At 62.9% G+C, this 25,569-nt stretch carries 28 protein-coding genes and 1 pseudogene; 12 read left to right on the forward strand and 17 right to left on the reverse strand.

Annotation, left to right across the window (positions count from 1 at the left end; genetic code table 11):
- Window positions 1–66: 66 nt before the first annotated feature.
- The 4 genes and pseudogenes from AC0L3N_RS20525 to AC0L3N_RS20540 all read left to right on the forward strand — a co-directional run.
- A pseudogene (locus AC0L3N_RS20525) lies at window positions 67–279 on the forward strand (mandelate racemase/muconate lactonizing enzyme family protein); the annotation flags it as partial.
- A 9-nt stretch (window positions 280–288) separates the two neighbouring features.
- Window positions 289–618 (forward strand): L-rhamnose mutarotase, encoded by a 330-nt coding sequence (locus tag AC0L3N_RS20530; RefSeq protein WP_473549258.1) that lies wholly within the window; start codon window positions 289–291, stop codon window positions 616–618.
- Window positions 611–1,687, forward strand: coding sequence for a Gfo/Idh/MocA family protein (locus tag AC0L3N_RS20535; protein WP_473549259.1), 1,077 nt, complete (start codon window positions 611–613; stop codon window positions 1,685–1,687). Before AC0L3N_RS20530 ends, AC0L3N_RS20535 begins: the two co-directional genes overlap by 8 nt.
- 1 nt (window position 1,688) lies before the next feature.
- Window positions 1,689–2,159, forward strand: coding sequence for a MaoC/PaaZ C-terminal domain-containing protein (locus AC0L3N_RS20540; RefSeq protein ID WP_473549260.1), 471 nt, complete (start codon window positions 1,689–1,691; stop codon window positions 2,157–2,159).
- Window positions 2,160–2,426: 267 nt separating this feature from the next.
- Here AC0L3N_RS20540 and AC0L3N_RS20545 read toward each other — a convergent pair whose 3' ends face one another.
- Together AC0L3N_RS20545 and AC0L3N_RS20550 are read right to left on the reverse strand one after the other, a co-directional pair.
- The gene (locus AC0L3N_RS20545) at window positions 2,427–3,077 is read right to left on the reverse strand and encodes a Vgb family protein (protein ID WP_258119532.1); all 651 of its coding nucleotides are present in this window, start codon (window positions 3,075–3,077) and stop codon (window positions 2,427–2,429) included.
- A gap of 9 nt (window positions 3,078–3,086) precedes the next feature.
- The gene (locus tag AC0L3N_RS20550) at window positions 3,087–4,307 is read right to left on the reverse strand and encodes a helix-turn-helix domain-containing protein (protein ID WP_473549261.1); all 1,221 of its coding nucleotides are present in this window, start codon (window positions 4,305–4,307) and stop codon (window positions 3,087–3,089) included.
- A gap of 133 nt (window positions 4,308–4,440) precedes the next feature.
- Here AC0L3N_RS20550 and AC0L3N_RS20555 point away from each other — a divergent pair, with 133 nt between their 5' ends.
- Both AC0L3N_RS20555 and AC0L3N_RS20560 read left to right on the forward strand, forming a co-directional pair.
- On the forward strand, window positions 4,441–5,211 hold the full coding sequence (locus tag AC0L3N_RS20555) for a DUF899 domain-containing protein (RefSeq protein WP_473549262.1): 771 nt from the start codon (window positions 4,441–4,443) through the stop codon (window positions 5,209–5,211).
- Between the two features lie 6 nt (window positions 5,212–5,217).
- Window positions 5,218–5,523: a hypothetical protein gene (locus AC0L3N_RS20560; RefSeq protein WP_473549263.1), complete on the forward strand. Its 306-nt coding sequence runs from the start codon at window positions 5,218–5,220 to the stop codon at window positions 5,521–5,523.
- 115 nt (window positions 5,524–5,638) lie between these two features.
- Here AC0L3N_RS20560 and AC0L3N_RS20565 read toward each other — a convergent pair whose 3' ends face one another.
- Genes AC0L3N_RS20565 through ehuB form a run of 5 tightly spaced genes read right to left on the reverse strand, consistent with a single transcriptional unit; the run spans window position 5,639 to window position 9,449 of the window.
- Window positions 5,639–6,370, reverse strand: coding sequence for a GntR family transcriptional regulator (locus AC0L3N_RS20565; protein WP_473549264.1), 732 nt, complete (start codon window positions 6,368–6,370; stop codon window positions 5,639–5,641).
- A complete protein-coding gene (gene ehuA, locus AC0L3N_RS20570; protein ID WP_123146816.1) occupies window positions 6,367–7,146 on the reverse strand; it encodes an ectoine/hydroxyectoine ABC transporter ATP-binding protein EhuA in 780 nt (259 codons plus the stop codon). Before ehuA ends, AC0L3N_RS20565 begins: the two co-directional genes overlap by 4 nt.
- Window positions 7,143–7,802, reverse strand: coding sequence for an ectoine/hydroxyectoine ABC transporter permease subunit EhuD (gene ehuD, locus AC0L3N_RS20575; protein ID WP_473549265.1), 660 nt, complete (start codon window positions 7,800–7,802; stop codon window positions 7,143–7,145). Before ehuD ends, ehuA begins: the two co-directional genes overlap by 4 nt.
- Window positions 7,799–8,527 (reverse strand): ectoine/hydroxyectoine ABC transporter permease subunit EhuC, encoded by a 729-nt coding sequence (gene ehuC, locus AC0L3N_RS20580; RefSeq protein WP_473549266.1) that lies wholly within the window; start codon window positions 8,525–8,527, stop codon window positions 7,799–7,801. Before ehuC ends, ehuD begins: the two co-directional genes overlap by 4 nt.
- A 52-nt stretch (window positions 8,528–8,579) precedes the next feature.
- Window positions 8,580–9,449, reverse strand: a complete 870-nt coding sequence (gene ehuB, locus AC0L3N_RS20585; RefSeq protein WP_473549267.1) for an ectoine/hydroxyectoine ABC transporter substrate-binding protein EhuB — start codon at window positions 9,447–9,449, stop codon at window positions 8,580–8,582.
- Between the two features lie 218 nt (window positions 9,450–9,667).
- On the opposite strand from ehuB, the gene AC0L3N_RS20590 reads away from it, so the two are divergent.
- From AC0L3N_RS20590 to AC0L3N_RS20615, 6 genes are all read left to right on the forward strand, one after another.
- Entirely contained in the window at window positions 9,668–10,858 is a 1,191-nt protein-coding gene (locus tag AC0L3N_RS20590; protein ID WP_473549268.1) for a M24 family metallopeptidase, read from the forward strand.
- Between the two features lie 77 nt (window positions 10,859–10,935).
- On the forward strand, window positions 10,936–12,084 hold the full coding sequence (locus tag AC0L3N_RS20595; RefSeq protein ID WP_473549269.1) for a M24 family metallopeptidase: 1,149 nt from the start codon (window positions 10,936–10,938) through the stop codon (window positions 12,082–12,084).
- 10 nt (window positions 12,085–12,094) lie between these two features.
- Window positions 12,095–13,351, forward strand: a complete 1,257-nt coding sequence (locus AC0L3N_RS20600) for a sarcosine oxidase subunit beta family protein (RefSeq protein WP_473549270.1) — start codon at window positions 12,095–12,097, stop codon at window positions 13,349–13,351.
- 13 nt (window positions 13,352–13,364) lie between these two features.
- The gene (locus AC0L3N_RS20605; protein ID WP_473549271.1) at window positions 13,365–13,661 is read left to right on the forward strand and encodes a sarcosine oxidase subunit delta; all 297 of its coding nucleotides are present in this window, start codon (window positions 13,365–13,367) and stop codon (window positions 13,659–13,661) included.
- On the forward strand, window positions 13,658–16,612 hold the full coding sequence (locus AC0L3N_RS20610; RefSeq protein ID WP_473549272.1) for a sarcosine oxidase subunit alpha family protein: 2,955 nt from the start codon (window positions 13,658–13,660) through the stop codon (window positions 16,610–16,612). Before AC0L3N_RS20605 ends, AC0L3N_RS20610 begins: the two co-directional genes overlap by 4 nt.
- The gene (locus AC0L3N_RS20615) at window positions 16,605–17,114 is read left to right on the forward strand and encodes a sarcosine oxidase subunit gamma (RefSeq protein ID WP_473549273.1); all 510 of its coding nucleotides are present in this window, start codon (window positions 16,605–16,607) and stop codon (window positions 17,112–17,114) included. Before AC0L3N_RS20610 ends, AC0L3N_RS20615 begins: the two co-directional genes overlap by 8 nt.
- Before the next feature lie 25 nt (window positions 17,115–17,139).
- On the opposite strand, the gene AC0L3N_RS20620 is transcribed toward AC0L3N_RS20615, so the two are convergent.
- The 10 genes from AC0L3N_RS20620 to AC0L3N_RS20665 form a co-directional block, all read right to left on the reverse strand.
- Entirely contained in the window at window positions 17,140–18,171 is a 1,032-nt protein-coding gene (locus AC0L3N_RS20620) for a phosphotransferase family protein (protein ID WP_473549274.1), read from the reverse strand.
- 31 nt (window positions 18,172–18,202) lie between these two features.
- Window positions 18,203–19,414, reverse strand: a complete 1,212-nt coding sequence (locus tag AC0L3N_RS20625; protein ID WP_473549275.1) for an acyl-CoA dehydrogenase family protein — start codon at window positions 19,412–19,414, stop codon at window positions 18,203–18,205.
- 144 nt (window positions 19,415–19,558) lie between these two features.
- Window positions 19,559–19,888 carry an SMP-30/gluconolactonase/LRE family protein gene (locus tag AC0L3N_RS20630; protein WP_473549289.1) on the reverse strand — a complete coding sequence of 110 codons (330 nt, stop codon included), beginning with the start codon at window positions 19,886–19,888 and terminating at the stop codon, window positions 19,559–19,561.
- A 13-nt stretch (window positions 19,889–19,901) separates the two neighbouring features.
- On the reverse strand, window positions 19,902–20,864 hold the full coding sequence (gene kce, locus AC0L3N_RS20635; RefSeq protein ID WP_473549276.1) for a 3,5-dioxohexanoate:acetyl-CoA acetone transferase: 963 nt from the start codon (window positions 20,862–20,864) through the stop codon (window positions 19,902–19,904).
- The gene (locus tag AC0L3N_RS20640) at window positions 20,861–21,808 is read right to left on the reverse strand and encodes a 3-hydroxyacyl-CoA dehydrogenase (protein WP_473549277.1); all 948 of its coding nucleotides are present in this window, start codon (window positions 21,806–21,808) and stop codon (window positions 20,861–20,863) included. The genes kce and AC0L3N_RS20640 overlap by 4 nt, the downstream gene beginning before the upstream one ends.
- Window positions 21,809–21,819: 11 nt before the next feature.
- The gene (locus tag AC0L3N_RS20645; protein WP_473549290.1) at window positions 21,820–22,626 is read right to left on the reverse strand and encodes an SDR family oxidoreductase; all 807 of its coding nucleotides are present in this window, start codon (window positions 22,624–22,626) and stop codon (window positions 21,820–21,822) included.
- An 11-nt stretch (window positions 22,627–22,637) separates the two neighbouring features.
- A complete protein-coding gene (locus AC0L3N_RS20650) occupies window positions 22,638–23,027 on the reverse strand; it encodes a hypothetical protein (protein ID WP_473549278.1) in 390 nt (129 codons plus the stop codon).
- A 438-nt stretch (window positions 23,028–23,465) separates the two neighbouring features.
- Window positions 23,466–24,212: a sulfocyanin-like copper-binding protein gene (locus AC0L3N_RS20655; RefSeq protein WP_473549279.1), complete on the reverse strand. Its 747-nt coding sequence runs from the start codon at window positions 24,210–24,212 to the stop codon at window positions 23,466–23,468.
- 70 nt (window positions 24,213–24,282) lie between these two features.
- A complete protein-coding gene (locus AC0L3N_RS20660; RefSeq protein WP_473549280.1) occupies window positions 24,283–24,885 on the reverse strand; it encodes a sulfotransferase family protein in 603 nt (200 codons plus the stop codon).
- Window positions 24,886–24,993: 108 nt separating this feature from the next.
- Window positions 24,994–25,203: a hypothetical protein gene (locus AC0L3N_RS20665; protein ID WP_473549281.1), complete on the reverse strand. Its 210-nt coding sequence runs from the start codon at window positions 25,201–25,203 to the stop codon at window positions 24,994–24,996.
- Between the last annotated feature and the right edge of the window lie 366 nt (window positions 25,204–25,569).

The raw sequence follows: 25,569 nt of genomic DNA on the forward strand, positions 1-25,569 counted from the left end.
CAAAGAACTTTCAAGCTTGACGACCGCGTGAATGTTTTGTTTGTATATGAATAAGGCGGTGCAGTCCTGATGGAACTGCATGTCAGCCTGACCTGCGCCATTCAGAACGGCCGATATGTCGAGTATATTCCCCAGCTTGACGAGCTGACGGGCAGGAAAATGCGCATCGAACACGGAAACGCATTGGCGCCGGACGAGCCCGGCATCGGCATCGACTGGGATTGGGACGCCGTCGAGGCGAAGAGTGTCGCGGAATTCACGACCGATATGACAAAGTAGGAGCCCGACATGCAGCGGATGGGAATGGTGCTCGGCCTCAAGCCGGAAAAGGTCGCTGAATATGTGCGGCTTCACGCCGCCGTCTGGCCCGAAGTGCTGGCCATGATTTCCGCCTGCAACATCAGGAATTATTCGATCTATCTCAACGAGCCGGAGCACCTGCTGTTCAGTTATTTCGAATATCACGGTACCGACTATGCCGCCGACATGGCCAAGATGGCCGCCGATCCCAAGACGCAGGAATGGTGGGCGCTGTGCATGCCTTGCCAGGAGCCGCTGCCGACGCGTGGGGAAGGCGAGTGGTGGGCGACGATGGACGAAGTCTTCCATCATGACTGATGGTGTTTTCGATCCAGCCTCGCTCTCCCAGTCCTGGGCGAAGCCATCGAAGCCCAGGCCGATCGTGATTTTCGGCGCCGGGTCGATCGTCGGCGATGCGCATTTCCCGGCCTATGGGAAAGCCGGCTTTCCGGTCGCCGGGGTTTTTGATCCCGACCAGGCCAAGGCGGAAAAACTCGCCGCAAAATGGGGCGTCGCCGCTTACCGGTCGGTCGAGGAAGCCGCAGCGATCAAGAACGTCGTCTTCGACCTGGCGACCCCGCCGGCTCATCATGCCGGCGTGCTCAGGGCGTTGCCCGATGGCGCGGTGGCGCTGATCCAGAAACCGATGGGCAGCGACCTCACCGAGGCGACCGAAATCCTCGAAATCTGCCGCTCCAAAAACCTGAAGGCGGCGGTGAATTTCCAGCTCCGCTTCGCGCCGATGATGCTGGCGCTGAAGGATGCGATCGCCAAGGGCTGGCTGGGCGAATTGGTCGATTTCGACGCTTGGCTGGCGCTTGCCACTCCCTGGCAACTCTGGGAGTTCCTGCTGAAGGCGCCGCGCGTCGAGATCGCCATGCATTCGATCCATTATCTCGACCTGATCCGGCAATTGCTCGGCGATCCCGGAGGCGTTCACGCCAAGACGCTCGGTCATCCCGGCCACACGGTCGCGCAAACGCGCACCAGCGCGATCCTCGACTATGGCGACACCGTGCGCTGCGCGCTGTCGATCAATCACGATCATAAATTTGGCCGAAAACACCAGGCCTGTGAGTTTCGCATCTGCGGCACCGCGGGCGCCGCCTATCTCAAGCTCGGGCTCAATCTCGACTATCCGCGCGGCGAGCCCGACATCCTTGAAATCCATCCGAAGGGCGGCGCCGACTGGATTACGGTGCCGCTCGTCGGCGAATGGTTTCCGGACGCCTTTGTCGGCCGCATGGCCAACGTCCAGCGCTACGCTTTAGGCGAGGATGCCGAACTTGTCAGTTCCGTCGAGGACGCCTGGAACACCATGGCACTGGTTGAAGCCGCCTACCAATCGAGCGCGGCGCCGGCAACACCGATCGCGGCGAGGCCCTGACATGGAGCAGACTGTCTATTTCGAAGACTACCAGATCGGCTCGTCGCGCATGACCAGCGGGCGCACCATCACCGAGACCGACTTCGTCGTTCACGCCGGCCATACCGGCGATTTTTTTCCTCACCACATGGACGCCGAGTTCATGAAGACGACGCCGTTCGGCCAGCGCATCGCCCATGGCACGCTGGTCTTCTCGGTCGGCGTCGGGCTGACGGCAAGCGTCATCAACCCGGTCGCCTTTTCCTACGGCTATGACAGGTTGCGCTTCATCAAGCCGGTGTTCATCGGCGATACGATTAAGACCCGCACCACCATCTCGGTCAAGGAGGACGACCCGAAGCGGCCGGATTCGGGCCGGGTCATCGAGCGCTGCGAAGTGATCAACCAGCATGGCGATGTGGTCCTGGTCGCCGACCACATCTACATCGTCGAGCGCCGCGACAAGCCCAACAGCGCTTCGAGCTCAGTTTGACAAAACGCGCTTTTTAGCCAGGCCTCAAGCTCCCGGAAGTGGCTGACGGTTAGGTCAACTCGTGCCGCCAGCCTCGATCTCGCGGGCCTGTGAAAGATGGCGCCGAAACCCCGAGACAAAAAACCCGCCTTGGCGGCGGGCTTCACCTGTCCAAGTTGAAACTACCTACAGTTGCAATTCCATCGCTTCAGGTTTGCGCTGTCCACATTGCCGTGCGGTCCAATCGGTTCGTCAAGGCGGAAAGCGCGCCCGCGAGCGCCGCTTCGGTTACTTGCTCGTGGAGCCTCGCCTCGGCCGGCGGATGGCTCTCACCTTGCCGCTGTTTCCACCGCCGCAGAAGAACTGATCGCTACCATCGGACTCGAGCCCCGACACGCCTGTTCCAGGCGGCATCTCGAGCTTCTCCAGGACCTTTCCCGTTTCAGGATCTATCCGCCTGACGTCGCTCTCGTCACCTTCCCAGGTGCCGTGCCAGAGTTCGCCGTCGATCCAGGTGACCCCTGTGACGATACGGTTGGAATCGATTGTGCGAAGAACTGCCCCTGTCTGGGGATCGATCTGATGGATTTTGCGACCGCGATTCTGCCCCACCCAAAGTGTCCCTTCGGCCCAGGCGAGGCCGGAGTCGCCGCCGCCACCTGGCGCCGGGATCGTGGCCAGCACTTGGCCGGTCTTCGGGTCAATCTTCTGGATGCGATCTTCGGCGATCTGGAACAGGTGCTGACCGTCGAAGGCCGTTCCTGCGTGCGCGGCGACATCGATCGCGCGCACCACCTTCCCGCTCGCAGGATCCAGGGCGTTCAGTCTGTCTCCGGACGCAAACCAGACGTGCTGACCGTCGAACGTAACCCCAGCCACCTGGTCGACACCCGGAAAGGGTCCATATTCGCGGAGGACTTCGGCTGCAGATCGCTTCATGCTTCTATCCTAGTAGCCCGACAGCGAGCCGGGGAGTAACAAGATTGTCGGGAATCCCGGCACGGGTGGGGTCATCCAACGACGCGCTCGTCCGCGACCGAACGACTGCACCTTGCCTGCTGCCGCAAGCTGCTCGAGCGATCGCTGCACGGTGCGCGAGCTGGCTCCGAGCGCAATTGCGAGCGCCGAGCTCGACCACGACTCGCCGTCGGCGAGGAAGGCGAGCACCGCTGCATGCTGCTCGTCGACGGGCGGCGCCAGCACCACGACATCGCGTGGGCGGCGCGGCTTAAGCGCAAAGCCTTGCTTGGTCGCGCTCACGTCCGCCAGTGACCGCAGCTCTACGCGAAGCCGGCCGACTTCGACCCGCAAACGGGCGCGATGCGATTCATCAGCGTGCTTGCCGCCGAAGGCGCGGGCGACGAGCGTGCTCCTCGGCACGTCCGCGGGCCAGGCTTCGCCCAGCGTGCGCGCAAGCGCGAACAAGACCGGGCGCGTCGCGAGCGAGACGATCATGCCGTCGTCACGCACGACATTGCGGCAGGCATCGACGACGAGCGCCCCCGACGCCAGCAGCGTTTCGACCTCCTCAAGCAGGAGTGGGCGCTCCTCACCACGGGCGATCAGGCGCGCAGCGGGCGTGTTCATCACGAGGGATGCGCCTTCAACCTCGGCCGTCAGCGCGGGAATGTCCGCCTGGCGGGCGGCGTGCTCGGCCCGAGCGAGCGCAACGCGCGCCGCCTTGGTTCGGAGGCGGCGAATCGCGAGCCCCGCAATCACCAGCTCGTGGGCGGCCCTCGACGCGGGTGGGAGCGTTGTCGGGTCGAACCCGGCGAGCCTGCGCTCGGCCTCATCGAGGCGTCCGATCAGGAGCAGGCGCCGAGCCTCGAGATTGCGCGCATGCGCGGCATTGACGTGGTCGCCGTGCTTTTCAAGCGTCGACCGCGCGGCGTCGAGTGCCTTCGCCGGCCAGCCGAGGTCGCGCGAGACGAGTGCGATCTCGGCTTCGGCGACGACGCACCTCGCGCGGGCCACGGCCTCTTTCGGACCGAAGGCGCGCGCAGCACTTTTGAGGAGAGCCTTTGCGCGAACGAGATCGCCGAGCTGCGCCATCGCGATGCCGCGCAGCGCAAGCGCAGGCGCATCGTCACGCAGGGCGACCCGTTTCAATGCGCCGAGGGGATCACCCGTTGCGAGGGCGCGCGCCGCAGCGGTGATCAGCGAGTCCATCGGAATCCCGTCACACTTGTAACTCTCACCATTCGAAATCAGGTCCTAATCTATCTCAGGACCAACAGCCAGCGCGCTGTATCGAAACGCGCCGTATCGAAAACGGTGCGAACAACGAGGAAGGAGACGAACGATGCCGACACACAGAACCGGAACACGTGAGGAGTGGCTGGCAGCGCGGCTTGATCTGCTCAAGGCGGAGAAGGAGCTCACCCGACAAAGCGACGAGGTGGCTCGGCGGCGGCAGGAATTGCCTTGGGTTCGGATCGACAAGGATTACCGATTCGAGACCGACGAAGGCAGTGCTTCACTGGCGGACCTCTTCCAAGAGCGCTCGCAGCTCCTCGTCTACCACTTCATGTTCGGGCCCGATTACACGGCGGGCTGTCCGGCCTGCTCGGCGATCGCGGACGGATTCGACGGCTCCGTCGTCCACCTGGCCAACCACGACGTTACGCTTTCGGCGGTATCGCGGGCACCGCTCGCGAAGCTGCAGGCGTACAAGCGGCGGATGGGATGGACGTTCCCCTGGGCCTCCTCACACGGCAGCGACTTCAATTTCGACTTCGACGTTTCGTTCACCGAGGAACAGCAGCGCGAGGAAGGCATCGAATACAACTATGTACGCGAGGCGCCTCTCGCCAAAATACCCTCGCGTACGACTGCCGACGGCTCCGAGACGTTCGCTGCAATGAGCGGAACAGACATGGCCACGTACACGCGCGAGAGGCCAGGCATGAGCACGTTCGTGCTCGAGGACGGCGTCGTCTACCACGCCTATTCCACCTATGCGCGCGGACTGGACGGCCTCTGGGGCATGTATCAGTGGCTCGACCGCGCGCCCCGAGGGCGTAACGAGACGGGCGTCTGGTGGCGCCGCCACGACGAGTACGGCCAGGGCTGACGTTCGATGACACTGCACTCCAACCACACGCAGAAGATGCCGCCCGCAGGCAGCGGATCTGCCGATTTCCCAAGCGACAATGTCGCCGCCCGCGGCGCGGCCGACTGGCTATCCCTGGCAGCCGCGCCAACCTTCGCAATGATGGCGCTGCTGACGGCCGTCACCGGCGATGCCGAGATGATCTGCTCGGCGGCGCAAGATGCGTCACCACTGAGCGGAATGGCGATGATGTACTTGCTGATGAGCGCCTTCCATTCGGCGCCTTGGCTGAAGCTGGTTGGCAGCCGACGAAGCGCTGTCCGCCGGTCGTGATCCGGCGCTCGCCGGATCAAACGGCAACCAGCGCGCGACCTGGCCCCGACATGGCGATGGCAGTCGATTTTGTGCAAATGTCATTCCCGGCGGAAGAGGGAATTCAGAGCGTAAATTACAGAGTTCCGCCGGACGTGCCGGCCTCGCCTGCGTGACGCATCATGCGGCGAAAACTCATCGAGATATGAGCTCGCCTTATGTGCCCGATGGACTCCCAGTCGCCAATCTCGGCGGCGGCAAGCACCTCTTCCATTTCGCGGCGGAACGCAGTGAACTCCTCCACAAGGCCCAACTGCGGCATCATCTTCAGGACGACGCGCGCGACCTGAAAATACAGGCGCTCGCTGATCTCGCGCAGCGGCTGGTTGCCGGTCATCGCGGTGAGCTCGTAGAAAAAATCCATGTTGAGGCGCAGGAAAGCGCGCTGGTCGGGATTGAGCACATCGGAATCGCAGCGCGCGATGAGTGCCCTTATCCGGTCGAGGTCGTCCGCCGTGCGCGGGATCGGCGAAAGCTTGCCGACGAGGAGCGCCAGCTCCAGGCGCAAGTGATAGACCTGCTGCAATTCCTCGATGTCGACGTCGGTGACGATCGTGCCGACACCATGGACGGATTGAACCAGACCCTCGGATTCGAGGCGCGCCAGGACACGGCGAACCGGCGTGCGGCTGATCTGGAATTCCTGGGCAAGCTCTTCCTCGGAGAGATGGCTACCCGGCGCGTAGTCGAGCAGGCAGATGCGGTCGCGCAGTATCCGGTAGATACGCTCGAACCGCTCCCGCGCCGACAGCGGGCGCGGCGGCGCGGCGGTCACGGCTAGAGGCGTGGCATCCGTCTCAACCGTCATCCAGCCTCCAGGACAGCGTGCAGGAACTGCCGTGTCCGCTCGTTCTTGGGGGCGCCGAACAACTCGCTTGGCGGCCCCTGCTCGCAGATCTTGCCGGCATGGAAAAAGCAGACACGATCGGAGAATTCCTTGGCAAATCCCATCTGGTGGGTGACCATCAGCATGGTGAGGTCATGTTCCCTACCGAGTTTTCGGATGACTTCAAGCACTTCGCCGACGAGTTCGGGGTCGAGTGCCGAGGTTACTTCGTCGAACAGCATGATCTTGGGCCGCATGGCGCAAGCGCGGGCGATGGCGACACGCTGCTGCTGGCCGCCGGAAAGCTGCGAGGGATAGTGGTCCTTCTTCTCCGACAGGCCGACCATGTCGAGCAGCTCGGCCGCACGCGCCTCGGCATCGGCGCGCTTCATGCCGAGCACGGTTATCGGGGCCTCGATGCAGTTCTGCATCGCCGTCATGTGCGGGAACAGGTTGAACGACTGGAACACCATGCCGATCTTGGCGCGGATCTTGCGGATGTGCGCGAGATCGGCGGGAACAAGCTTGCCGTTCCTCTCCATGTGGGTGAGCGGCTCGCCTTCGACCCAGATGACGCCGTCATTGATCGTCTCCAGCGTCATCAGCATACGCAGCACCGTGGTCTTGCCGGAACCTGAAGGGCCGATGATGGAGACCTTCTCGCCGCGTGCTATTTCCAGATTGAGCCCGTCGAGAACGGTCAGCGAGCCGTAGCGTTTCGAAACATTGTCGAAGCGGACCATCGGTTGTTCCGTCATCGCATGGTCCTCCGGTTGAGCAGGCCTTCGAGGGAGCGGATGAGCGCGGCAGAAACCAGGCTCATGGCGAGGAAGAACAGGCCGACCAGCGTCATCGGCTCAGTGTAGCGGAAGGTTTCGGAGCCGATGATCTTGGCCGTCTGCATCAGCTCCAGCACGGCGATTGCGGAAAGCAATGGCGTCTCCTTGAACAAGGCAACCAGATAGTTGCCGAGCGCCGGAACGATCGGCGGGATCGCCTGCGGAATGATGATGTCGCGGAACGTCGTCCAGGCCGACAGATTGAGCGCGACCGAGGCTTCCCACTGGCCGCGATGGATGTTGTCGAAACCGGCGCGATAGACCTCGGAACAATAGGCTGCGTAGTGGATGCCGATGGCAAGCACCCCGGCAGTGAAGGCGTCGAGCACGATGCCAAATTTCGGAAAGACGAAATAGAGAAAGAATATCTGGATCAGCAGCGGGGTCGACCGTATCAGTTCGACCAGTACCGAAATCGTCCAGCCGGTCCACGGCACGGCGATGCGGACGACCGCCAGCACCAGGCCAAGCGAGGCGGCAAGCGCAAAACCGATCAGCGTCGCCTCGATGGAAACGATGGCGGCGCGGGCGAGCACCGGCAGGATTTCAAAAGCAAAGGCCCAGTCCCAGATCATGCTGCCTTCCCCCCCGCCAATCCGAGCGAAGCCCGCCTTTCGAGAAGCCGCATGCCGATGGTCACAACCAGCGACATTGCCAGGTACATCAGCAGGACGAGGGTGAAGATCGGAATGGTCTTGAACGTGTTCTGGTTCATTTGCTGCGCCTTGAAGGCGAGGTCCGAGAGCGTGATCAGCGAGACCAGGGCCGTCGATTTCAAAAGCTCGATGAACAGATTGCCCCAGGGCGGGATCATGGCGACGAAAGCCTGCGGCAGGATGATCCGGCGCAGCATCTGGGGGCGGCTCATGTTCAATGCAGTGCACGCCTCCCACTGTCCGCGGGCAACGGACTGGATTGCGCCGCGCACGACTTCCGATCCGTAAGCACCAACGTTCAGGCCGAGCGCCAGAACGGCAACCAGAAATGCGTTGAGCGTGACGCCGAATTGCGGCAGCACGAAAAACAGCCAGAACAATTGCACCAGCGCCGACGTGCCGCGGAAGATCTCGACATAGACCGTGGCCAGCCATCTGAGCGGCGCCGGGCCATACATCCTTGCCAGAGCCGCCAGCACGCCCATGACAATTGCCAGCAGGCTACCGAGGATAGCGATCTCGATCGTCAGGACCGCGCCTTGCAGCAGCCCCGGCATAAACACCTTATAAGATTCCTGTGTTGCCAAGGCACCGATCACGACAAGCGCGGTGACCAGCATGGCAACGAGCGTACGGATTCCCATGCGATTCCCCTAGAAAAAGGGCGGCGCTTTCGCGCCGCCAGCAGTTGGGAACCTACTCGCCCGCGCAAAGCTGCGCGGTGGTCTTGTTGGGGAGGTAGTCCTTGCCGAAGCCGAGCGGCTCGACCAGCGCGATGTGCTCCGGCGAACCGAGGAACGTCTTCAGCTCGGCGTTGAACGCCTCCTGCAGATCGGTATCTTCCTTGCGGAAGCCGAAGCCGCCATGGCCTTTCACCGACTTGCCGGCAACCTCGCCGAACGGCTTGGTCGATTCGACGCCGTCGGCCTTCTTGGCCATGTCGGCGATCGAAAGAGCGGTTAGTGCGGCAGCGTCCGCGCGGCCCGACTGGACGGCGGCGACCAGGCTGGACTGGTCGGGCAAGGCAACGATCTGCCCTTCGGCGACGCCAGCGTCCTTGGCATAGCCACCCTCGACGGCGCCGGCCATCACGGCGAGCTTGAGATCCGGGTTTTCCTTGATGCTGGAAAAGTCCTTCACGCCCTTCGGATTGCCTTTCGCCACCAGCATGGCCTGACCGATGCCGTAGGACGGCTCGGAGAAATTGATCTCGGCGCAGCGCTTCGGATTGATAAACATGCCGGCGGCGATGATATCGAAGCGGCCGGCCTTGAGACCCGGAATAAGCGAACCGAACTCGGTCAGCACGCCGTCAACCTGCGCGATGCCCATCTTGGCGAGCACCGCCTTGGCAACTTCCGGCGCTTCGCCGGTCAGCTTGCCGTCAGGCGTGGCGTAACCGAACGGCGCCTCGTTGGCAAAGCCGACGCGGATGTAGCCGTCCTTCTTGGCCCGTTCGAGGGTGGTTTCCGCATAAGCGGGCAACGCCGTGAGTGATGTCGCGGCAAGCGCGAGGCAGGCGGCGGCTTTCACGACCATCCGGCGCGATATCGATGATTTGAACATGCTTTTCTCCCATTGAACAACTGACTGATGATTCCCAGGGCGCGGCCTTCTTCGAGGTCGACACCCACTTGATAAGACGTATACAACTACCCTAGACATTGCGCAAGCGAAGATATAAAAACCACATAAATTCGGCGATAATTCGTAGTCAAACCACAAATTATTGCCCTGGTTGTGCACAATTTAAGAAAAACAGCGTACCGGTAGGTGGGATTTCGGTGGCGAGCGCGAGCGGTTTCGGGACTTTCACGCAAGCGGAGTATGCGCAGCGCCTGGCCGGGGTGAAGTCACGCATGGAGAAGGCCGGCTTCGACCTCATCATCTGTCAGGATCCAGCCAATATGTGCTGGCTGACCGGCTATGACGGATGGTCGTTCTATGTTCCGCAATGCGTGCTCGTCCATCTGGAGGAAGACCGGCCGATCTGGTTCGGCAGGGCGCAGGACGCCAGGAGCGCACGCCTGACCACCGGCCTGCCGGAGAAGAACATCGTGCCGTTCTCGGAACGGCTGGTGCAGCAGCCCGCCGAACACCCCTATGACGAACTCGCCCAGCTGATCCGGTCGCGTGGCTGGGGAAACGCCCGCATCGGCGTCGAGATGGACGCGCATTATTACACCGCGCGCTGCCATGCCCATCTCGTCAGCGGGCTGCCTGAAGCGCGCTTCGCCAACAACCACGATCTCGTCAACTGGGCGCGGCTGGTCAAATCCGAAGCCGAGCTGGTGCTGATCCGCGAGGCCGGTGCGATCTGCACGCACGCCATGAAACGCGCCATCGAAAAAATGCGGCCCGGCGTGCCCCAGAACCATGTCATTGCGGAAATCTATCACGCACAGATCATGGGCGTGCCTGGAGCGGGCGGCGACTATGCCGCGATCTGTCCGCTGATGCCCGTCGGCGAGGGCACCAGCACGCCGCATCTGACCTGGTCCGACGCGCCGCTGCCGGACAGCGGCCTCGCCATTCTGGAGATCGCCGGGGTGCGGCGGCGCTATCATGCGGCGCTGACGCGGACCGTACATTTCGGCAAGCCGCCGCAAGCCATCGTCGACATGGCCAAGGCGATCGTCGAGGGCGTCGACGCCGGCCTTGAGAAGGCGCGCCCCGGCTACACCGCCGAAGAGGTGGAAGCCGCCTGGCAGGCAGTGTTGAGGAAGAACGGGCTGAAGAAGGAGAGCCGCGTCGGCTATCCGGTCGGGCTCGCCTACCCGCCCGATTGGGGCGAACGCACCGCAAGCCTTCGTCCCGGCGACACCACCGAGATGCAGTCCGGGATGTGCTTCCATTTCATGGCCGGCGTTTGGCTCGACGATTTCGGCATCGCAATCTCGGAATCCTTCGTCGTCACGGATCGCGGCGGCGAACGCCTCTGCGACGTGGCGCGCGAACTCATCGTCATTGACTGAGCATGGGGACGGGAAGCCGGTCGCTGACGAAAGAATCATGCCGGCAACGAAACCGGTAACCAGCACGAGGACGCCTGATGGACCGCAATCCGTTTTCCGAAGCCGAAATCGCCGGCCGCCTTGTCAGGGTCCGCACGGCGCTGGCCGAGCGCAAGCTCGACGCGGCGGTGTTTGCTTCGCCCGAGAACGTCTTCTATCTCACCGGGCTCGATCACTGGGGATATTTCGCCCCTCACCTGCTGATCGTACCGCTCGAGGGAAAACCTGTTCTGGTCACCCGCTCGATGGAAAAGGTGACGATCGAAAAACAGGTGACGGCAGCGGAATTCCGCGGCCATTCCGACAGCGAAACGGCAGCTGATCTTGCCGCGCGGGTCATTGCGGAGATCAGCCTGTCCGGCAAGCGGATCGGCCTCGAATACTGGACGGCGGGCCTCAGCCATGGGCTTGCCGTCGCACTCCAGACGCAGGCCGATGCCAGATGGAGCGATGTTTCCGGCCTGGTCGACAGGATGCGGCGGGTGAAGAGCGCCGAGGAACAGGCGCTGATGCGTCAGGCGGCACAAGTGACCGACGCCGCCGCCGGCGCCGCGATCGCCGCGATCTCGGACGGCGCTTCCGAACAGGAGGTCGCGGCCCAATGTGTTTCAGCAATGATCCGCGCCGGCGGTCATGCTCCGGGCTTCGGACCTTTCATCCGCCCGGCCGCGCGCCTGGGCGAGGAGCACACGACCTGGGGCGACGGGATCTACCGCAAGGGCGAGCCGGTCTTCGTCGAACTGTCCGGCTGCATCTCGCGTTATCACGCGCCGCTCGGCCGGCTCGTTCGCATCGGCTTTATCAGCGACGAAGACGCCGCGATGGCGGAAGTGACCGCCAAGGCGTTCGATGCCGTCGTCGAGGCGCTGCGGCCCGGGGCCAAGGCGCATGACGTCTACGCTGCCTGGCAGGCAGTCGCGGACGAGGCCGGTCTTTCCCACTATCGCCGCCATCACTGCGGCTATCTTGTCGGCGCCGGCCAGCCGCCATCATGGACCGGCGGCAATTCGGTGACCGGCTTGAGGCACGATTCCGACCTAGAGATCGAGACGGGGATGAGCTTCCACATCCTGTCGTGGCTGATGGGCACCGGTCGCGGTGATGACTTCGTCTCCAACACCGTACTTCTGACCGATGCGGGCGCCGAAGTGCTTACCCGCACGCCGGCCGGCCCGATTGTCCGCTAGGCCCGCACGCATGTCTCGCTACTCGGCATTTTCAATTTTCCGCAACGCGCTGTCTGGTCAGAAGAACTGGCAGCGCGCCTGGCGGGCAGCGGAGCCAAAACCGGCCTACGACGTGATCGTCATCGGCGGCGGTGGACACGGCCTCGCTACCGCCTTCTACCTCGCCGAGAACCACGGCATCCGCAATGTCGCGGTGCTCGAAAAAGGCTATATCGGCGGCGGCAATGTCGGGCGCAACACCACCGTCATCCGCTCCAACTACCTGCTCGACGGCAACACCCAGTTCTACGAATTCTCGATGAAGCTCTGGGAGGGCATGTCGCGGGCGCTGAACTTCAACGTCATGTTCTCGCAACGCGGCCAGCTCGTCACGGCGCATTCGGCCGATCAGCTCGACGGTTTCAGTCACCGCGCCAACATCATGCGGCTGAACGGCATCGATGCCGATATCCTCGACCGCGACGAGGTGCGCCGGCTGGTGCCCTACCTCGATTTTTCCGACACGGCCCGCTTTCCGATCCATGGCGCCATCTTCCAGGGCCGGGCGGGCACGGCGCGCCACGACGCCGTCGCCTGGGGCTATGCACGCGCCGCCGACGGTCATGGCGTCGACATTATCCAGAACTGCGAGGTGACAGGCTTCCTCCGCGACGGCGACAGGATCGTCGGCGTCGAAACGACGAAAGGCCGGATCGGCGCCGGCAAGGTCGGCCTCGCTGTTGCCGGTCATACATCCGTGCTCGGCGCCAAGGCCGGCCTGGAACTGCCGATCGAAAGCCACGTCCTGCAGGCGTTCGTCACCGAACCGCTGAAGCCGTTGGTAGACCACGTCGTCGCCTACGGTGCCGACCATTTCTACGTCAGCCAGTCGGACAAGGGCGGGTTGGTCTTCGGCGGCAATCTCGACGGCTACAATTCCTACGCCCAGCGCGGCAATCTCGGCGTCGTGCGCGAGGTGGCGGAGGCGGCGATTGCGCTGATGCCGTGCATTTCGCGCGTCCGTCTGCTGCGCCATTGGGGCGGCGTCATGGATATGACGCCCGATGCCAGCCCGATCATCTGCCCGACATCGATCGAGGGCCTCTATCTCAACGGCGGCTGGTGCTATGGCGGCTTCAAGGCAACGCCGGCTTCCGGCTGGTGCTTCGCCCACACGATCGCCACCGGCAAGCCGCATCCCTTGATCGCAGCCTACGGGCTCGATCGTTTCCGCACCGGCCACACGCTCGATGAGGCTGGCGCCGGCCCCTCAGCCTGGCTGCAATAGGAGGCGGAAGACAATGCTGCGCATCGAATGCCCATGCTGCGGTCTGCGCGACCATGACGAGTTCCGCTACGGCGGCGATGCCTCGGTCACGCGTCCGGCCCACGACGATCCCGATCCGCAGGCCTGGTACGCTTATGTCTATCTCAGGGCGAACCCGGCAGGCCCGCACCGCGAATTCTGGCAGCACGTGATCGGTTGCCGCCAATGGCTGGTGGTCGAACGCGACACGCGCAACCACGCCATCGCATCCGTCGATCTCGCCAGGAAATTATCGGCCAGGAAATTGCCGGCCAGGAAATCACCAGCATGAGTTCGAACCACAAGCGGTTGTCGATGGGTGGCCGTATCGACCGCGAGCAGCCGGCCGAGTTTACCTTCGATGGCAGGACGCTGGCTGGATATCGCGGCGACACGCTCGCCTCCGCGCTGCTCGCCAACGGCGTCACCCTGGTCGGGCGCAGCTTCAAGTATCATCGTCCACGGGGCATCTTGTCCGCCGGGCCCGAAGAGCCGAATGCGCTGGTCACGCTCGCAACCGCAGGTAAGCGCGAGCCGAACCTGCCGGCGACGACACTGGAACTTGCAGACGGCGTAGTCGCAGAAAGCCAGAACCGCTGGCCTTCGCTTGCCTTTGACGTGCAAAGCGTCAACGGCCTGTTGGCGCCGTTCCTTTCTGCCGGCTTCTACTACAAGACCTTCATGGGCCCGACGCGCCGCGCCTGGATGTTCTACGAGCACTTCATCCGCAAGGCGGCCGGGCTCGGCAGAGCCGGCACCGACCCTGATCCCGACCGCTACGACATCAGTCATGCCTTTGCCGATGTCGCAATCATCGGCGGCGGCCCGGCAGGATTGTCGGCGACGCGTGCTGCCGCAGCGGCCGGCGCGCGGGTGGCGCTGATCGAGCAGGATTTCCTGCTCGGCGGCCAGCTTCTGGCGGAGCCGTCCGACAGCGCAGCGGCCGCATGGTTGAGACAGGCCGAGGCCGAGCTGGAGAGCTCCGAAACCGTCACCCTGATGAAGCGGACAACCGCTTTCGGCATCTATGACGGCAATGTCATCGGACTGGTCGAGCAACGCGACCCAACCAATCCGCAGCTGGCCGGCGAAGCGCGGCAGACGTTCACCATGCTTCGCGCCCGCTCGATCGTTTTCGCCACCGGCGCCATCGAGCGGCCAATAGTGTTCTCGAATAACGACCGGCCCGGCGTCATGCTTTCGTCGGCCGCCCGGACCTATCTCAACCGTTTCGCCGTCCTGCCCGGCAAGAAAATAATCGTCGCCACCAGTAATGACGGCGCCTGGCGCGCCGCCTTCGACCTTGCCGATGCCGGCGCAGAGGTGACGGTTGCCGACCTGCGCGCAGCACCACCCGCAGCACTTGCCGCAGAAGCCGCACGGCTCGGCGTGATGGTGCGGGCCGCAGCGCGCATTGTCGACCTGCATGGCGGCCATGCCGTCAGGCGTGCAACGCTCAGCGGACCGGACGGCCAGTCCGAGGCCGCCTGCGACCTGGTCTGCGTGTCCGGCGGCTGGTCGCCAACCGTGCATCTCACTTCGCACCTGGGCGTCAAACCTCAACATCGCAACGACATTGGCGGCTTCGTGCCGGGGGCGTTTCCGGCGGACCGGTTCGGCGCCGGCTCGATGATGGGAATTTATTCGACCGCCGATGCCGTCGAGGACGGTCATCGCGCCGGCACCGAGGCGGCATCGTTCTGCGGCAAGTCGGCGCCGGTGCCCGCTCCGTCGAAACTCGATCTCCGCGAGACCGCCACGGCCCCGTTTCGCGAAATCCCTTCTCTCGGACGTGGAAAAGCCTTCGTCGACTTCCAGATGGACGTGACGACCGGGGATATCGAGCTCGCCCATCGCGAGGGCTATGAATCGGTCGAGCACCTGAAGCGCTACACCACCCTCGGCATGGGCACCGACCAGGGCAAGACCAGCAATTTTGCGGCGCTTGCCTCTATGGCGGCCTTACGCAATGCAACGATCCCCGAGACCGGCGCCACGACCTTTCGACCGCCCTATACGCCGGTCGCCATCGGTGCGCTTGCCGGACGCGCCATCGGCCATCATTTCAAGCCGATCCGCCGCACGCCGATGCACGACTGGCACATGGCGAACGGCGCCGAGATGCTGGAGGTTGGGCTCTGGATGCGGCCCTATTTCTACAGGCAATCCGGGCTCGACGTGAACGAAGCCTATGTCGCCGAAATGCGGAGTGTGCGCCAGGCCGCAGGCCTGATGGACATCTCCACCCTCGGCAAGATCGACGTCCAGGGCCCGGATGCCGCGATTTTCCTCGATCGCATCTACGCCAACGGCTTTGCCAAACTGCCGGTTGGCCGTGCCCGCTACGGCGTCATGCTGCGCGACGACGGCATCGTCTTCGACGACGGCACCACGACGCGGCTGGCCGAGAACCGGTTCTTCATGACCACCTCGACCGCCAAGGCCGCCGACGTGCTGTCGCGTCTTGAATTCCTGCTCGATACGGCCTGGCCGGATTTGCGTGTAGCCGTGACCTCGGTGAGCGATGAGTGGGCGGCGATGTCGGTTGCCGGACCGAAAAGCCGCGCAATTCTGAGTGCCGCGTTTCCCGCTCTCGATGTTTCCGACGCGGCACTTGCGCATATGGGATTGCTCGAAAGCGAATGGCAGGGCCGTGCGCTCCGCATCCTGCGCCTCAGTTATTCCGGCGAGCGCGCCTACGAAATCTATGTCGGCGCAACTGCCGGTGAACAGCTTTGGAGCCGCCTGCTCGAAGCAGGCAGGCCGCTCGACCTGAAACCTTACGGCGTCGAGGCGCTCGGCGCGCTGCGCGTCGAAAAGGGCCATGTCGCCGGACCTGAAATCGATGGCCGCACGACGCTCGACGATCTTGGCCTCGGCCGCATGGCGGGCAAGCGTACCGGCTTCGTCGGCGACGTGCTGCGACGGCGCCCCGCCTTCCAGGCGCCCGACCGCCAGCGCCTGGTCGGACTGGAATGCATCGAGGAGGGAAAACGCCTTCGCGGTGGCGCCATCCTGTTTTTGCCGGGCGAGAAACCTTACGGCCACGGGCGTGGCCGCGTGACTTCCGTCACCTTCAGCCCCGAACGTGGCCACTATATCGGGCTGGCCTTGCTTGCCGGCGATGTCGCTAGCGAAGGAAGCGAGGTCGTGGCCGTCTATCCGATGAAGGCCGAAACGGTGCGTGCCCGCATCGTCTTGCCGGTATTCCTCGATCCGCAGGGGGAGCGGCTGCATGGCTAGCATTATGTCTTCGCAGGAGTTCAGCCTGTCTGTGGCCGATTGTCCGCTCATCCAGGTTGAGGGCTGGGACGGGACGCTGAGGCAATTCGAAAAGAGCGTCACGGCGTCGCTCGGTACGAAACTTCCCGCCTCGGTCGGAGAGACGGTTCGCCAAAAAGGTCTCCTCGTGATCCGCGTTGCACCTCGCCGTCTCTGGCTGGCTCTCGACGACGGCGCGCAAGTACCTTCGCTTGCCGTCGACCCGGATCTCGGCTGTTCAGTCTCTCTCGGCGAAGGTCGCGTGCGCTTCACAATGGCTGGGGCTGACATCGCGCGGGTTCTCTCCAAATGTATCGCCGTAGACTGGCCCGCGCCGGCGGCCGCCCCGGGCCGCGCCGTACTGACATCCTTGCACCATGTGCCCGTGCTTTTCCTGCGCACCGGCGATACCGCGTGCGAACTCATCGTGCCGCGAAGTTTTTCGCGAAGCCTCTCGGATTGGATTGCTGACGCCGCGGGGTAGGGAAAGGACCGGCGCGAACGCTCCCTCAGGAGCCACTCCACGGTCTCGCTCCTTGGATGATCTCTTGAGCACGTGCGGCAAAGCGACCGGCGAGAGGCCACTTGCCGGCCGCATCGGCCGACGCCGCGCTGCCTGCCCGCGCCCGGTCGGCGATGCCGACGAAGATCACCGCGAAACGAAACAGCGAAAAAACCAGGTGGAAGCGTTCCAGGGGCGCAGTGGGCACGGCGTGCGCGAAATAATGGTCGAGGAATTCGCGCTGGCTGGGGATATCGAGGGCGGCATGATCGAGGCCGAGGATGCCGCCATATTCGTCCGGGGTCGAATGCCAGGTCATCGAACAAAAGCCGAGATCGGCGAGCGGATGGCCGATCGTCGACAGCTCCCAATCGAGAATGCCGATCACCTCCGGCTTGCCGGGATGGAACAGCAGATTTCCGAGGCGGAAGTCGCCATGGGCGATCGACACGCGTCCATCATCCGCAGGCAGATGCTGCGGCAACCAGTCGGCGACCGCTTCGAGAGCCGGAATTCTGTCACTCGGCGATTCCCTGAGCTGTCTGGTCCAGCGGCCAATCTGGCGCTCGAAATAGTTGCCGGGCCGGCCGTAGTCGCCGAGGCCGACCTCGTCGGGACGGACAGCATGCAGTTTCGCCATCGCTTCGGCCATGCCGAAATAGATGGCGCGTCGCTCCGCGGGGACGAGGCCAGGCAGCGAACAGTCATGGAAGACGCGACCATCCAGCCGCTCCATCAGGTAGAAGGACGTGCCGAGCGGCTCGACACCGTCGTGATAGAGCACCGGCCGCGGCACCGGGACGTTGGTCGGTGCGAGCGCTTCAAGCACGCGGAATTCGCGGTCGACGGCATGCGCCCCGCGTAGGATCGGCCCGGCCGGCTTCTTGCGCAGCACCATGCGATGCGCACCATAGTCGACGAAATAGGTGGGGTTGGACTGCCCGCCGCCGATCCGCTCGAGCGTCATTACAGCATCGCCGAAGCGGTTCGCGAGAAAGCCCTTCAATGCCGCAGGATCGAAATCCGCATTCAACGGCATCTTTTCCTCCTGAGATGCCACCCCGCGTCGCCTATGCCTCGCCTTCGACAGTCCAGCGCCAGAAGCTGCTCTCTTCCTCGTTGAGGAAACGGTTCAGCACCATCTTGTGGACCTCATCGGCGCCATCGACCAGCCGCGCCTGGCGCGCATAGCGGTAGATCCATTCGAGCACGGTGTCCTTGGAATAGCCCCGCGCGCCATTGATCTGGATCGCCACATCGGCGGCGTCATGCAGCACATTGGCGACCTGGACCTTGGCCATCGACACGTCCTTGCGGGCAAAGCCGCCGCGGTCCAACTCCCACGCAGCCTTCATCACCAGGATGCGACCGATCTCGATGCGCATGGCAAGGTCGCCGAGCTTCAGCTGGACGCTTTCGCGGTCGGCGAGGCGCTGGCCGAAACCATGGCGCATGGCAGCGTAGGCGCGCGCGATCTCGACGCAGCGCTTGGACAATCCGAGCCAGCGCATGCAGTGGGTAAGCCGCGCCGGGCCGAGCCGCACCTGCGTCACCTTCATGCCCCTGCCCTCGCCGACCAGCATGTCTTCGACAGGAATTTCGAGCCCATCGAATTCCAGCTCGCAATGCCCGCCATGCTCCTCCGGGCCCATGATCTCGATACGGCGCATGATGCGCCAGCCCGGCTGATCCTTGTGGAACATCAGAGCCGACAGACCATGGCGCGGGTCGTCCGAGGTTCGCGCGATCAGGATGAAATGGCTGGCCTCCTCCGCGCCGGTGATGAACCATTTGCGGCCGGTCACGACATATTTGTCGCCGCGCCGCTTCGCACGCGTCATGATCATCGAAGGGTCCGAACCGCCGCCGGGGTGCGGTTCGGTCATGGCAAAGGCCGAGCGCACCTTGCCCTCGACAATCGGCTTCAGCCATTTTTCCTTTTGTGCTGGCGTGCCGAGCGCCTCCAGAACCATCATGTTGCCATCGTCGGGCGCTGCCGAATTGAACACCACGGGTCCGAAGATCGACCGGTTCATCTCCTCGTAACAGACCGCTATGTCCATCTTGCCGAGACCGGCGCCGCCGGTTTCGGGCTTGAGCTGCAGGCACCACAAGCCCGCCATCCGCGCCTTGGCGCGAAGCGCCTCCAGCAGCGGCAAGGCAATATTTCCATGGGCGTCATAGGACATCTTGTCGGCCTCGAGCGACAGGATCTCACGCTCGACGAAGTCGGCAATGCGGACGCGGTAATCTTCGGTGCGGGCTGGAATGTCGAAATTCATGGACAAACTCTCAGCGAAGCGAGGTGACCGCCATCGTCTAGAAATCGAGCGAGCGCTCGTTTTCCTTATTCGCCTCTATCCCCTTTTGCAGCCGCCGTCATCCGGCGAAGCGTGGTTCCGCAACGCTCTTGATGCCAAGGCCGGTTATTGCGAACAGGCTGCCGCGCAGGACGCCATCGCCGGGGAAGCGCGGTAACGGCGGTTTGCCATCGAGATCACATAGAGGGTGTCGAGTTTCGGTCCGCCGAACATCACGCTGGTGATCTTCTTGACGGGCATGTCGATGACGCGATCGATGCTGCCATCGGGCGCATAGCGCACCAGCCGGCCGTCGTAGACGAGGGCATGCCAGAGGAAGCCTTCGGCATCGACGGTCGACCCATCGGCAGCGCCACCCCGGCCGGTGTCGACGCGGGCGAAGGTGCGCCGGTTGCTGGCAGCACCAGTCGCGATGTCACAGTCATAAGCCCAGATCTCGCGAGCCGCCTCAGAACGCGACCTTGTCGCCGCCCTTCAGTGACAGGATCTCGCGCGCCTCGTCGGGCGTCGCCGCTTCCATGCCAAGCCCCTCGATGATCTTGCGGGCAAGCACCACCTGCTCGGCGTTCGATTTGGCAAGCTTACCCTTGCCGGCCCACAGACTGTCTTCGAGCCCGACGCGGATGTTTCCGCCAAGCGCTGCCGATTGGGCCGCGATCCGCAATTGGCTGGCGCCGGCACCGAGCACCGACCAGCGGAACTGGTCGCCGAACAGCCGGTCGGCGGTGCGCTTCATATGGGCGACGACTTCGGGGTGCGTGCCTATGCCGCCAAGCAGACCGAACACCGACTGCACGAAGAACGGCGGCTTGACCAGCCCGCGATCGGCAAAGTGCGAGAGATTGTAGAGATGGGCAATGTCGTAGCACTCGAACTCGAAGCGCGTGCCGTTGTCGTAGCAGGTCGCAAGAATGTATTCGATGTCTTTGAACGAGTTGCGGAAGACAAGGTCGCGCGTCGCTTCCAGATGCGGCTTTTCCCAGTCGAACTTGAAAGTCTCGTATTTGTCGACGAGGTGATAGAGCCCGAAATTGATCGAGCCCATGTTGAGCGAGGCGACCTCAGGCTTGAACTCGGCGGCCGGGCGCACGCGTTCCTCGACCTTCATGTAGGGACTGCCGCCGGTGGTGATGTTGATGGCGGCATTGGTGGCCTGCTTGATGCGCGGCAGGAAGCGGGCGAACGCCGCCGGCGTCTGGTCAGGCTTGCCGGTCTCGGGGTCGCGGGCATGCAGGTGCAGGATCGCCGCACCGGCCTCCGCGGCCGCGATCGCCTCGGCGGCGATCTGGTCCGGCGTGATCGGCAGATAGGGCGACATGGTCGGCGTGTGGATCGCCCCGGTCACCGCGCAGGTGATGATAACTTTGCCTTTGGGCAGCTGGGCGCCGGGCTTGCGGCTTGTTTCCGTCATCTTCCAAACTCCTGATCCGATTTTTTCTTGTGCGCCGCCAGCGCCATCAGCCGGCGGTCGCGCCAAACCTGCCGTTCGCCGAGTTCTTCCCGCGGCAGCCGCTTGCGGCGGTCGGCCTCTACCGTTTCGATGACCTCGCCGGCCCAGTCAACGCGGCGCAGCGTCTGCGGAAAAATGTTGGAATAGATTGCTTGATAGCGCTCGACGTAGTCGCGTACACCGCCCGGCGCATTGAGGTCGATCGTTTCGAACGGCCCCATGAACGACCAGCGCAGCGCCAGCCCGTCGCGAATGCCGATATCGACGTCCTCGACGCTGGCATAGCCGTCGGCGACAAGACGAAAAGCCTCCTCCAGCAGCGCGCCCTGCAGGCGGTTCATGATGAAGCCGTCGAGCTCGTGCTTCATCACCAGCGGCGCGTGGCCTGCGGCGACGAGGAAGGCGCGGGTCCTTTCGACCATCTCGGGGGAGGTCCATGGCGCCGGCACGACTTCCGCGGCTGGGATGAGATACGGCGGATTGATCGGATGCACGACCAGGCAGCGGTGCCGCCCTTGCAGATGGTCGGTGAATTTCGACGGCAGCAACGCCGAGGTGGAACTGGCGATCACCGCTTGCGGAGCGGCAATTGCATCGATCCGAGAGAATACCTCGCGCTTCACATCGAGGCTTTCGGGCGTGTTCTCCTGGATATGGACCGCATCGGCCAGCGCTTCTTCCAGCTCAGCAACGACGGCGATGCGACCAAGCACGGCGTCGATTGCCTGTCCCCGCAGCAGATCGTTCGCAGCGAGGTCGCCGAGCACGCCGGCGATATAATCATGCGCGCCGGTCGTCGCGGCCGGCGACTGGTCCCACATCCGTACGTCATGACCGGCGCGGGCAAAACTGATCGCCCAGGCCCGTCCGATGAACCCGCTGCCGACAATTGCTACTTTCACCATGGTCGGGCTCCTCATAGGGTTTCGACGTTGCCGTCGACGCCGAGCGACTGGCCGGAGATGTTGATCGCCGCATCGGACAACAGGAAGGCGACCATCGCGGCGACGTCATAAGGGCTGGTCATGCGGCGCAGCGAGATGTTCTGGAGATAGCGCTCCGTCATCTCCTCGTTCGAAACACCGAGCTGCTTGGCCCGGTCGGCGATGACCTTGTCGATGCGTGGTCCCTCGATGATGCCGGGCAGGATGGCGTTGACCCTTATGCCGTGCGGCCCGAGTTCCTTGGCGAGGCTCTGCGTGAAACCGATGACGCCGAACTTGGCCGCCGAATAGGGTGTGCGGAAAGCGTAACCATGGCGGCCGGCGGCGGACGACATCGAGACGATCGAGCCGCCGCCCGCCGCCTTGATCAGCGGCACGGCACGCCGGGCGCAGAGGAACTGGCCGGTCAGGCAGACGTCGATGCAGCGCCGCCAGTCCGCCGGTTCGATTTCGTCGACGCCGCCGGTCGGCCCGGCAATGCCGGCATTGTTGATCAGCGCGTCGAGGCCGCCGAGCTTTTCGTTGACGGTCTCGAACAGCCGGTCGACGTCGTCTTCGCGCGAGACATCGGCCTTGACCGCGGCGACGAGGGCGATCTTGTCCGAAGCGGCGATCAGCGCCTCGTCGGAAACGTCGCAGACGACGATACGCGCGCCGAGCCGCGACAGCGTGTCGGCAATGGCCAAGCCGATACCGCCGGCACCTGCCGTCACCAGCACGCGCTGCCCCTTCAGCCCGGTTAGAAAATCGTCCGCCGATGTCGGCGCCCCTTTACTCATAACCATGACGCTCATCGTCCCCTGTCCTTCCTCATTGCAGCCGCCGTTCGCGCAGCGCCATGACAGCGCCCAGAACGACCAAACCGTACAGTGTTGCCCTTGTCGCTTAGGGGAATGTGGTGCCAGCCAGCAGCATCTGCAGCGCCGTGAGCAACAGCACCGCTAGACGGTCTCCACAATGTGAGTTCCATCAGTGTCCTGAAATACGAAATTTCCGGAGACGATATGACGGCATCATCTGTAGAAATCAATATCCACGAGTCTTCTCCAAAAGTTAACAAAACTCCATTTTGCTCGTCAGTAACGTCGGTGACAATATCTGGAGTAATTTTAATCATAATGTATGCTTTGATGGCCGTGTATACGGTAATTGCACTTCCACCGAGAACATTATTGAACATGTATCCAGTGACTTCACCAAGCTGCTAAAAGTCTTTCCAACCAACCTATCTCGTAGTACTTTCATCTGAAGAGCTCCTTGGTCTAGTTTAGAAATGTGCGCAAAGCGGATCGTCCCTGGAGATGGGCTTTCCTGTATAAGGGTTGACAGTTTGGGGCCACCAATCGACTGAGGCGCAAAGTGAGTTGAACCATTTGGATACCATCGTGCGCCATGTTGACAATCCAGCCGCTGGTAAATGAGCGCTTTTGCTTCGGGACAAACCGCGTCCAGACATCTCGCAGCTCACGGAGCCCACCAGTCGAAAAAGTCCAGTGCGTTGAAAGTCACCATGATCAGCCAGCCACCGCCTCGGCTGATTCTCAGTCGAGGTCCCGGGCCGAGACTACAATTGCTCGCGTGACGCGGATATCAGGGACGGGGAAGGTTCGATTAGCCCCTAAGGCCGTCCTGGGGGCTGCTCCTGCGGAAATTTGGTTTCGTCTATGATTGCCACGGCCTGCTCGATGCTGTCTCTCACCCCGAAACCGATCCAATGTCCGTCCATTAGATGCGTTTGCCTCCCGCAGGCGAGGAAATAGCTACCGGCCTGCTGCGCAACAAAGTTGAGTTGCCTCCGCTCATTGATTTTAATTCCCTCTGGCGGATCGGTGTACACCCCCCAGATCGCATCCTCGGGCGTCAACTTCACCGGCATCTCTGACTGAGCGTAGACCCTGGTCAGCATCAGGCTGTGCCGGAAAGACGAGGAGCCATTGATGAACTCGATCTTTACCGACCATTCCGCTGGCACGACGATGGTGAGATTGCCGCCCCAGTAACCGTTGAAGTCGATAATGTCGGTCCGGATGTTGTCCCTGCGGTACCGCTCGACTTGGTTCCAATCGGCAACAATCTCTATGGCCACTGTCTTGGCTGCGGGATCATTCTTGATCCAGCTCGGGACGAAAGGCTCCCCAGCCAGTGCAATTCCAGGCAACAATCCCAAGGCGACGGCGAGAAGGGCAAGGTGAGCAAAGCGCGCCATCGCAATCAGAGGCTCCTCCCGAGCGGGGCGGCCGAGCGCAAGCGACCGCCAATCGAGGTCGACCTGGCTTGTTTCCCAAAGGAAGAGAATACGCTCGAAATAGCATCCACACCAGCAAACCCAGAGTGCGCTCTCGTCAGCAGCCAGAAACAACACCATTGCTGCTAGTGGTGAAAGCCTAACGCTTGGTACCCGGCGCAGAAGGCGGCTCCAGGTGGCAACCGGTCGTTCAGCGCCCCATGCGAGCACGAAATTCGGCAGTCGAATTGGTTCGGGGAAACGGTTCCGAAGGCAATTGTACACCGAGAAAGGCACAAAGCGGCCCCCACCCTTCGGAGACATGATAAGTAAGAAGGCGCTCGGGCGGCAGCGTTGCTCTCACCGTAGCGTTATGTTCTTCATAGACGGCGATTGCATGATGACGGTCATTAAAGCGACCTCCAAAGACACCATTGCCAACTACTGCCACACCAAAGGACTGTGGGTCATTGCTGGCAGCGTCCATCGAAAGTCCTATTGTTTGCGCCACGCTGTCATACCAGGCTTCGGGGTCACGAACTGTGAGAACAACTTTAGCATCAGGGTAGTGATCGCTCACTTCGCGCCAGAAATGCGCCGTTGGCCAATCGACAGCGGAACGATAGCCGGCATATGCCAGATCCCAGTTCGGGAGTTGTCCTTGGCCAGCGGCGCGCCACAGCTTTTTCTGTTCGGGGTTGGCATTCACGTCTGCCATATGGTGGCAAGGCCCGAATCCAAGATGCTCCAATGCCAGTTTCAGCGAATACGTGCCGGTGCGACCCAAGCCCGCGCCAATGACATCTAGAGACATGAGCATCCTCCAAGGTGACTCAATCGCTCAAAATACCGCCCTTCCTTCTATTTCGCTACATGAAGGGTCTCCGGGTCGATTCCTGCCATACCCTGCGGGTACCGAGCGTCAGGTTTTCACCACTAGTGTGCTCATTCCGATGGCTCCGAAGAGATGAAGCGGGTCAGAACTGACATCCTTGGGACCGGCCACAGAGGCAAGCCGCACGCTGGCCCCGTAGAGGACGAATCGAAACACTTCATCCCCTGCCCGGTTTGTGGGCAGACTTTCGACGCGCGCGATTTCGGGCAGGTATTTCATCATGCCCAGCCGGAGCACGAGCCGCTTCCGGCAGAACACTAGGCCGCCTATTCGGATAGGCCAACCCCCGCCCAGCCAGCCCACTGCAGATCGGGAGCAGCCGGTCGGCCCGCGCTCGGAGGAGGAGCGCGGGCTTTCCTTCCCCAGTGAGGTCAAAGACCCGATACTAGACCAAGGGGAGCGCCTCATTGTGCTCCAGATGCGGCGCCGTGCTGCTAGTGGTCAAAATCTGACACTTGGTACCGGAGCCGAGGGCCGCTCAGGGTGGAAAGCTCGCATTGCCGTCATCGATCTGAACGGACAGAAAGCGTAGAGTCGAGATGTGGCGCGGTGGCGGTAGGTTGAACATATCTGTTTGCCGCCTCTTTCGTCTGGCGGTGCCTC

The sequence above is a fragment of the Mesorhizobium sp. WSM4807 genome, from assembly GCF_055811615.1.

Coding starts and splice junctions, on each gene's coding strand:
- AC0L3N_RS20620 (WP_473549274.1), bottom strand. CDS start 18,171: ATGCCGTTGAATGCGGATTTCGATCCTGCGGCATTGAAGGGCTTTCTC.
- ehuB (WP_473549267.1), bottom strand. CDS start 9,449: ATGTTCAAATCATCGATATCGCGCCGGATGGTCGTGAAAGCCGCCGCC.
- AC0L3N_RS20600 (WP_473549270.1), top strand. CDS start 12,095: ATGTCTCGCTACTCGGCATTTTCAATTTTCCGCAACGCGCTGTCTGGT.
- AC0L3N_RS20655 (WP_473549279.1), bottom strand. CDS start 24,212: ATGGTGTTGTTTCTGGCTGCTGACGAGAGCGCACTCTGGGTTTGCTGG.
- AC0L3N_RS20605 (WP_473549271.1), top strand. CDS start 13,365: ATGCTGCGCATCGAATGCCCATGCTGCGGTCTGCGCGACCATGACGAG.
- AC0L3N_RS20595 (WP_473549269.1), top strand. CDS start 10,936: ATGGACCGCAATCCGTTTTCCGAAGCCGAAATCGCCGGCCGCCTTGTC.
- ehuC (WP_473549266.1), bottom strand. CDS start 8,527: ATGGGAATCCGTACGCTCGTTGCCATGCTGGTCACCGCGCTTGTCGTG.
- ehuD (WP_473549265.1), bottom strand. CDS start 7,802: ATGATCTGGGACTGGGCCTTTGCTTTTGAAATCCTGCCGGTGCTCGCC.
- AC0L3N_RS20545 (WP_258119532.1), bottom strand. CDS start 3,077: ATGAAGCGATCTGCAGCCGAAGTCCTCCGCGAATATGGACCCTTTCCG.
- AC0L3N_RS20660 (WP_473549280.1), bottom strand. CDS start 24,885: ATGTCTCTAGATGTCATTGGCGCGGGCTTGGGTCGCACCGGCACGTAT.
- AC0L3N_RS20650 (WP_473549278.1), bottom strand. CDS start 23,027: ATGTTCAATAATGTTCTCGGTGGAAGTGCAATTACCGTATACACGGCC.
- AC0L3N_RS20530 (WP_473549258.1), top strand. CDS start 289: ATGCAGCGGATGGGAATGGTGCTCGGCCTCAAGCCGGAAAAGGTCGCT.
- kce (WP_473549276.1), bottom strand. CDS start 20,864: ATGACGGAAACAAGCCGCAAGCCCGGCGCCCAGCTGCCCAAAGGCAAA.
- AC0L3N_RS20565 (WP_473549264.1), bottom strand. CDS start 6,370: ATGACGGTTGAGACGGATGCCACGCCTCTAGCCGTGACCGCCGCGCCG.
- AC0L3N_RS20555 (WP_473549262.1), top strand. CDS start 4,441: ATGCCGACACACAGAACCGGAACACGTGAGGAGTGGCTGGCAGCGCGG.
- AC0L3N_RS20615 (WP_473549273.1), top strand. CDS start 16,605: ATGGCTAGCATTATGTCTTCGCAGGAGTTCAGCCTGTCTGTGGCCGAT.
- AC0L3N_RS20645 (WP_473549290.1), bottom strand. CDS start 22,626: ATGAGTAAAGGGGCGCCGACATCGGCGGACGATTTTCTAACCGGGCTG.
- AC0L3N_RS20640 (WP_473549277.1), bottom strand. CDS start 21,808: ATGGTGAAAGTAGCAATTGTCGGCAGCGGGTTCATCGGACGGGCCTGG.
- AC0L3N_RS20610 (WP_473549272.1), top strand. CDS start 13,658: ATGAGTTCGAACCACAAGCGGTTGTCGATGGGTGGCCGTATCGACCGC.
- AC0L3N_RS20625 (WP_473549275.1), bottom strand. CDS start 19,414: ATGAATTTCGACATTCCAGCCCGCACCGAAGATTACCGCGTCCGCATT.
- AC0L3N_RS20550 (WP_473549261.1), bottom strand. CDS start 4,307: ATGGACTCGCTGATCACCGCTGCGGCGCGCGCCCTCGCAACGGGTGAT.
- AC0L3N_RS20535 (WP_473549259.1), top strand. CDS start 611: ATGACTGATGGTGTTTTCGATCCAGCCTCGCTCTCCCAGTCCTGGGCG.
- ehuA (WP_123146816.1), bottom strand. CDS start 7,146: ATGACGGAACAACCGATGGTCCGCTTCGACAATGTTTCGAAACGCTAC.
- AC0L3N_RS20540 (WP_473549260.1), top strand. CDS start 1,689: ATGGAGCAGACTGTCTATTTCGAAGACTACCAGATCGGCTCGTCGCGC.
- AC0L3N_RS20560 (WP_473549263.1), top strand. CDS start 5,218: ATGACACTGCACTCCAACCACACGCAGAAGATGCCGCCCGCAGGCAGC.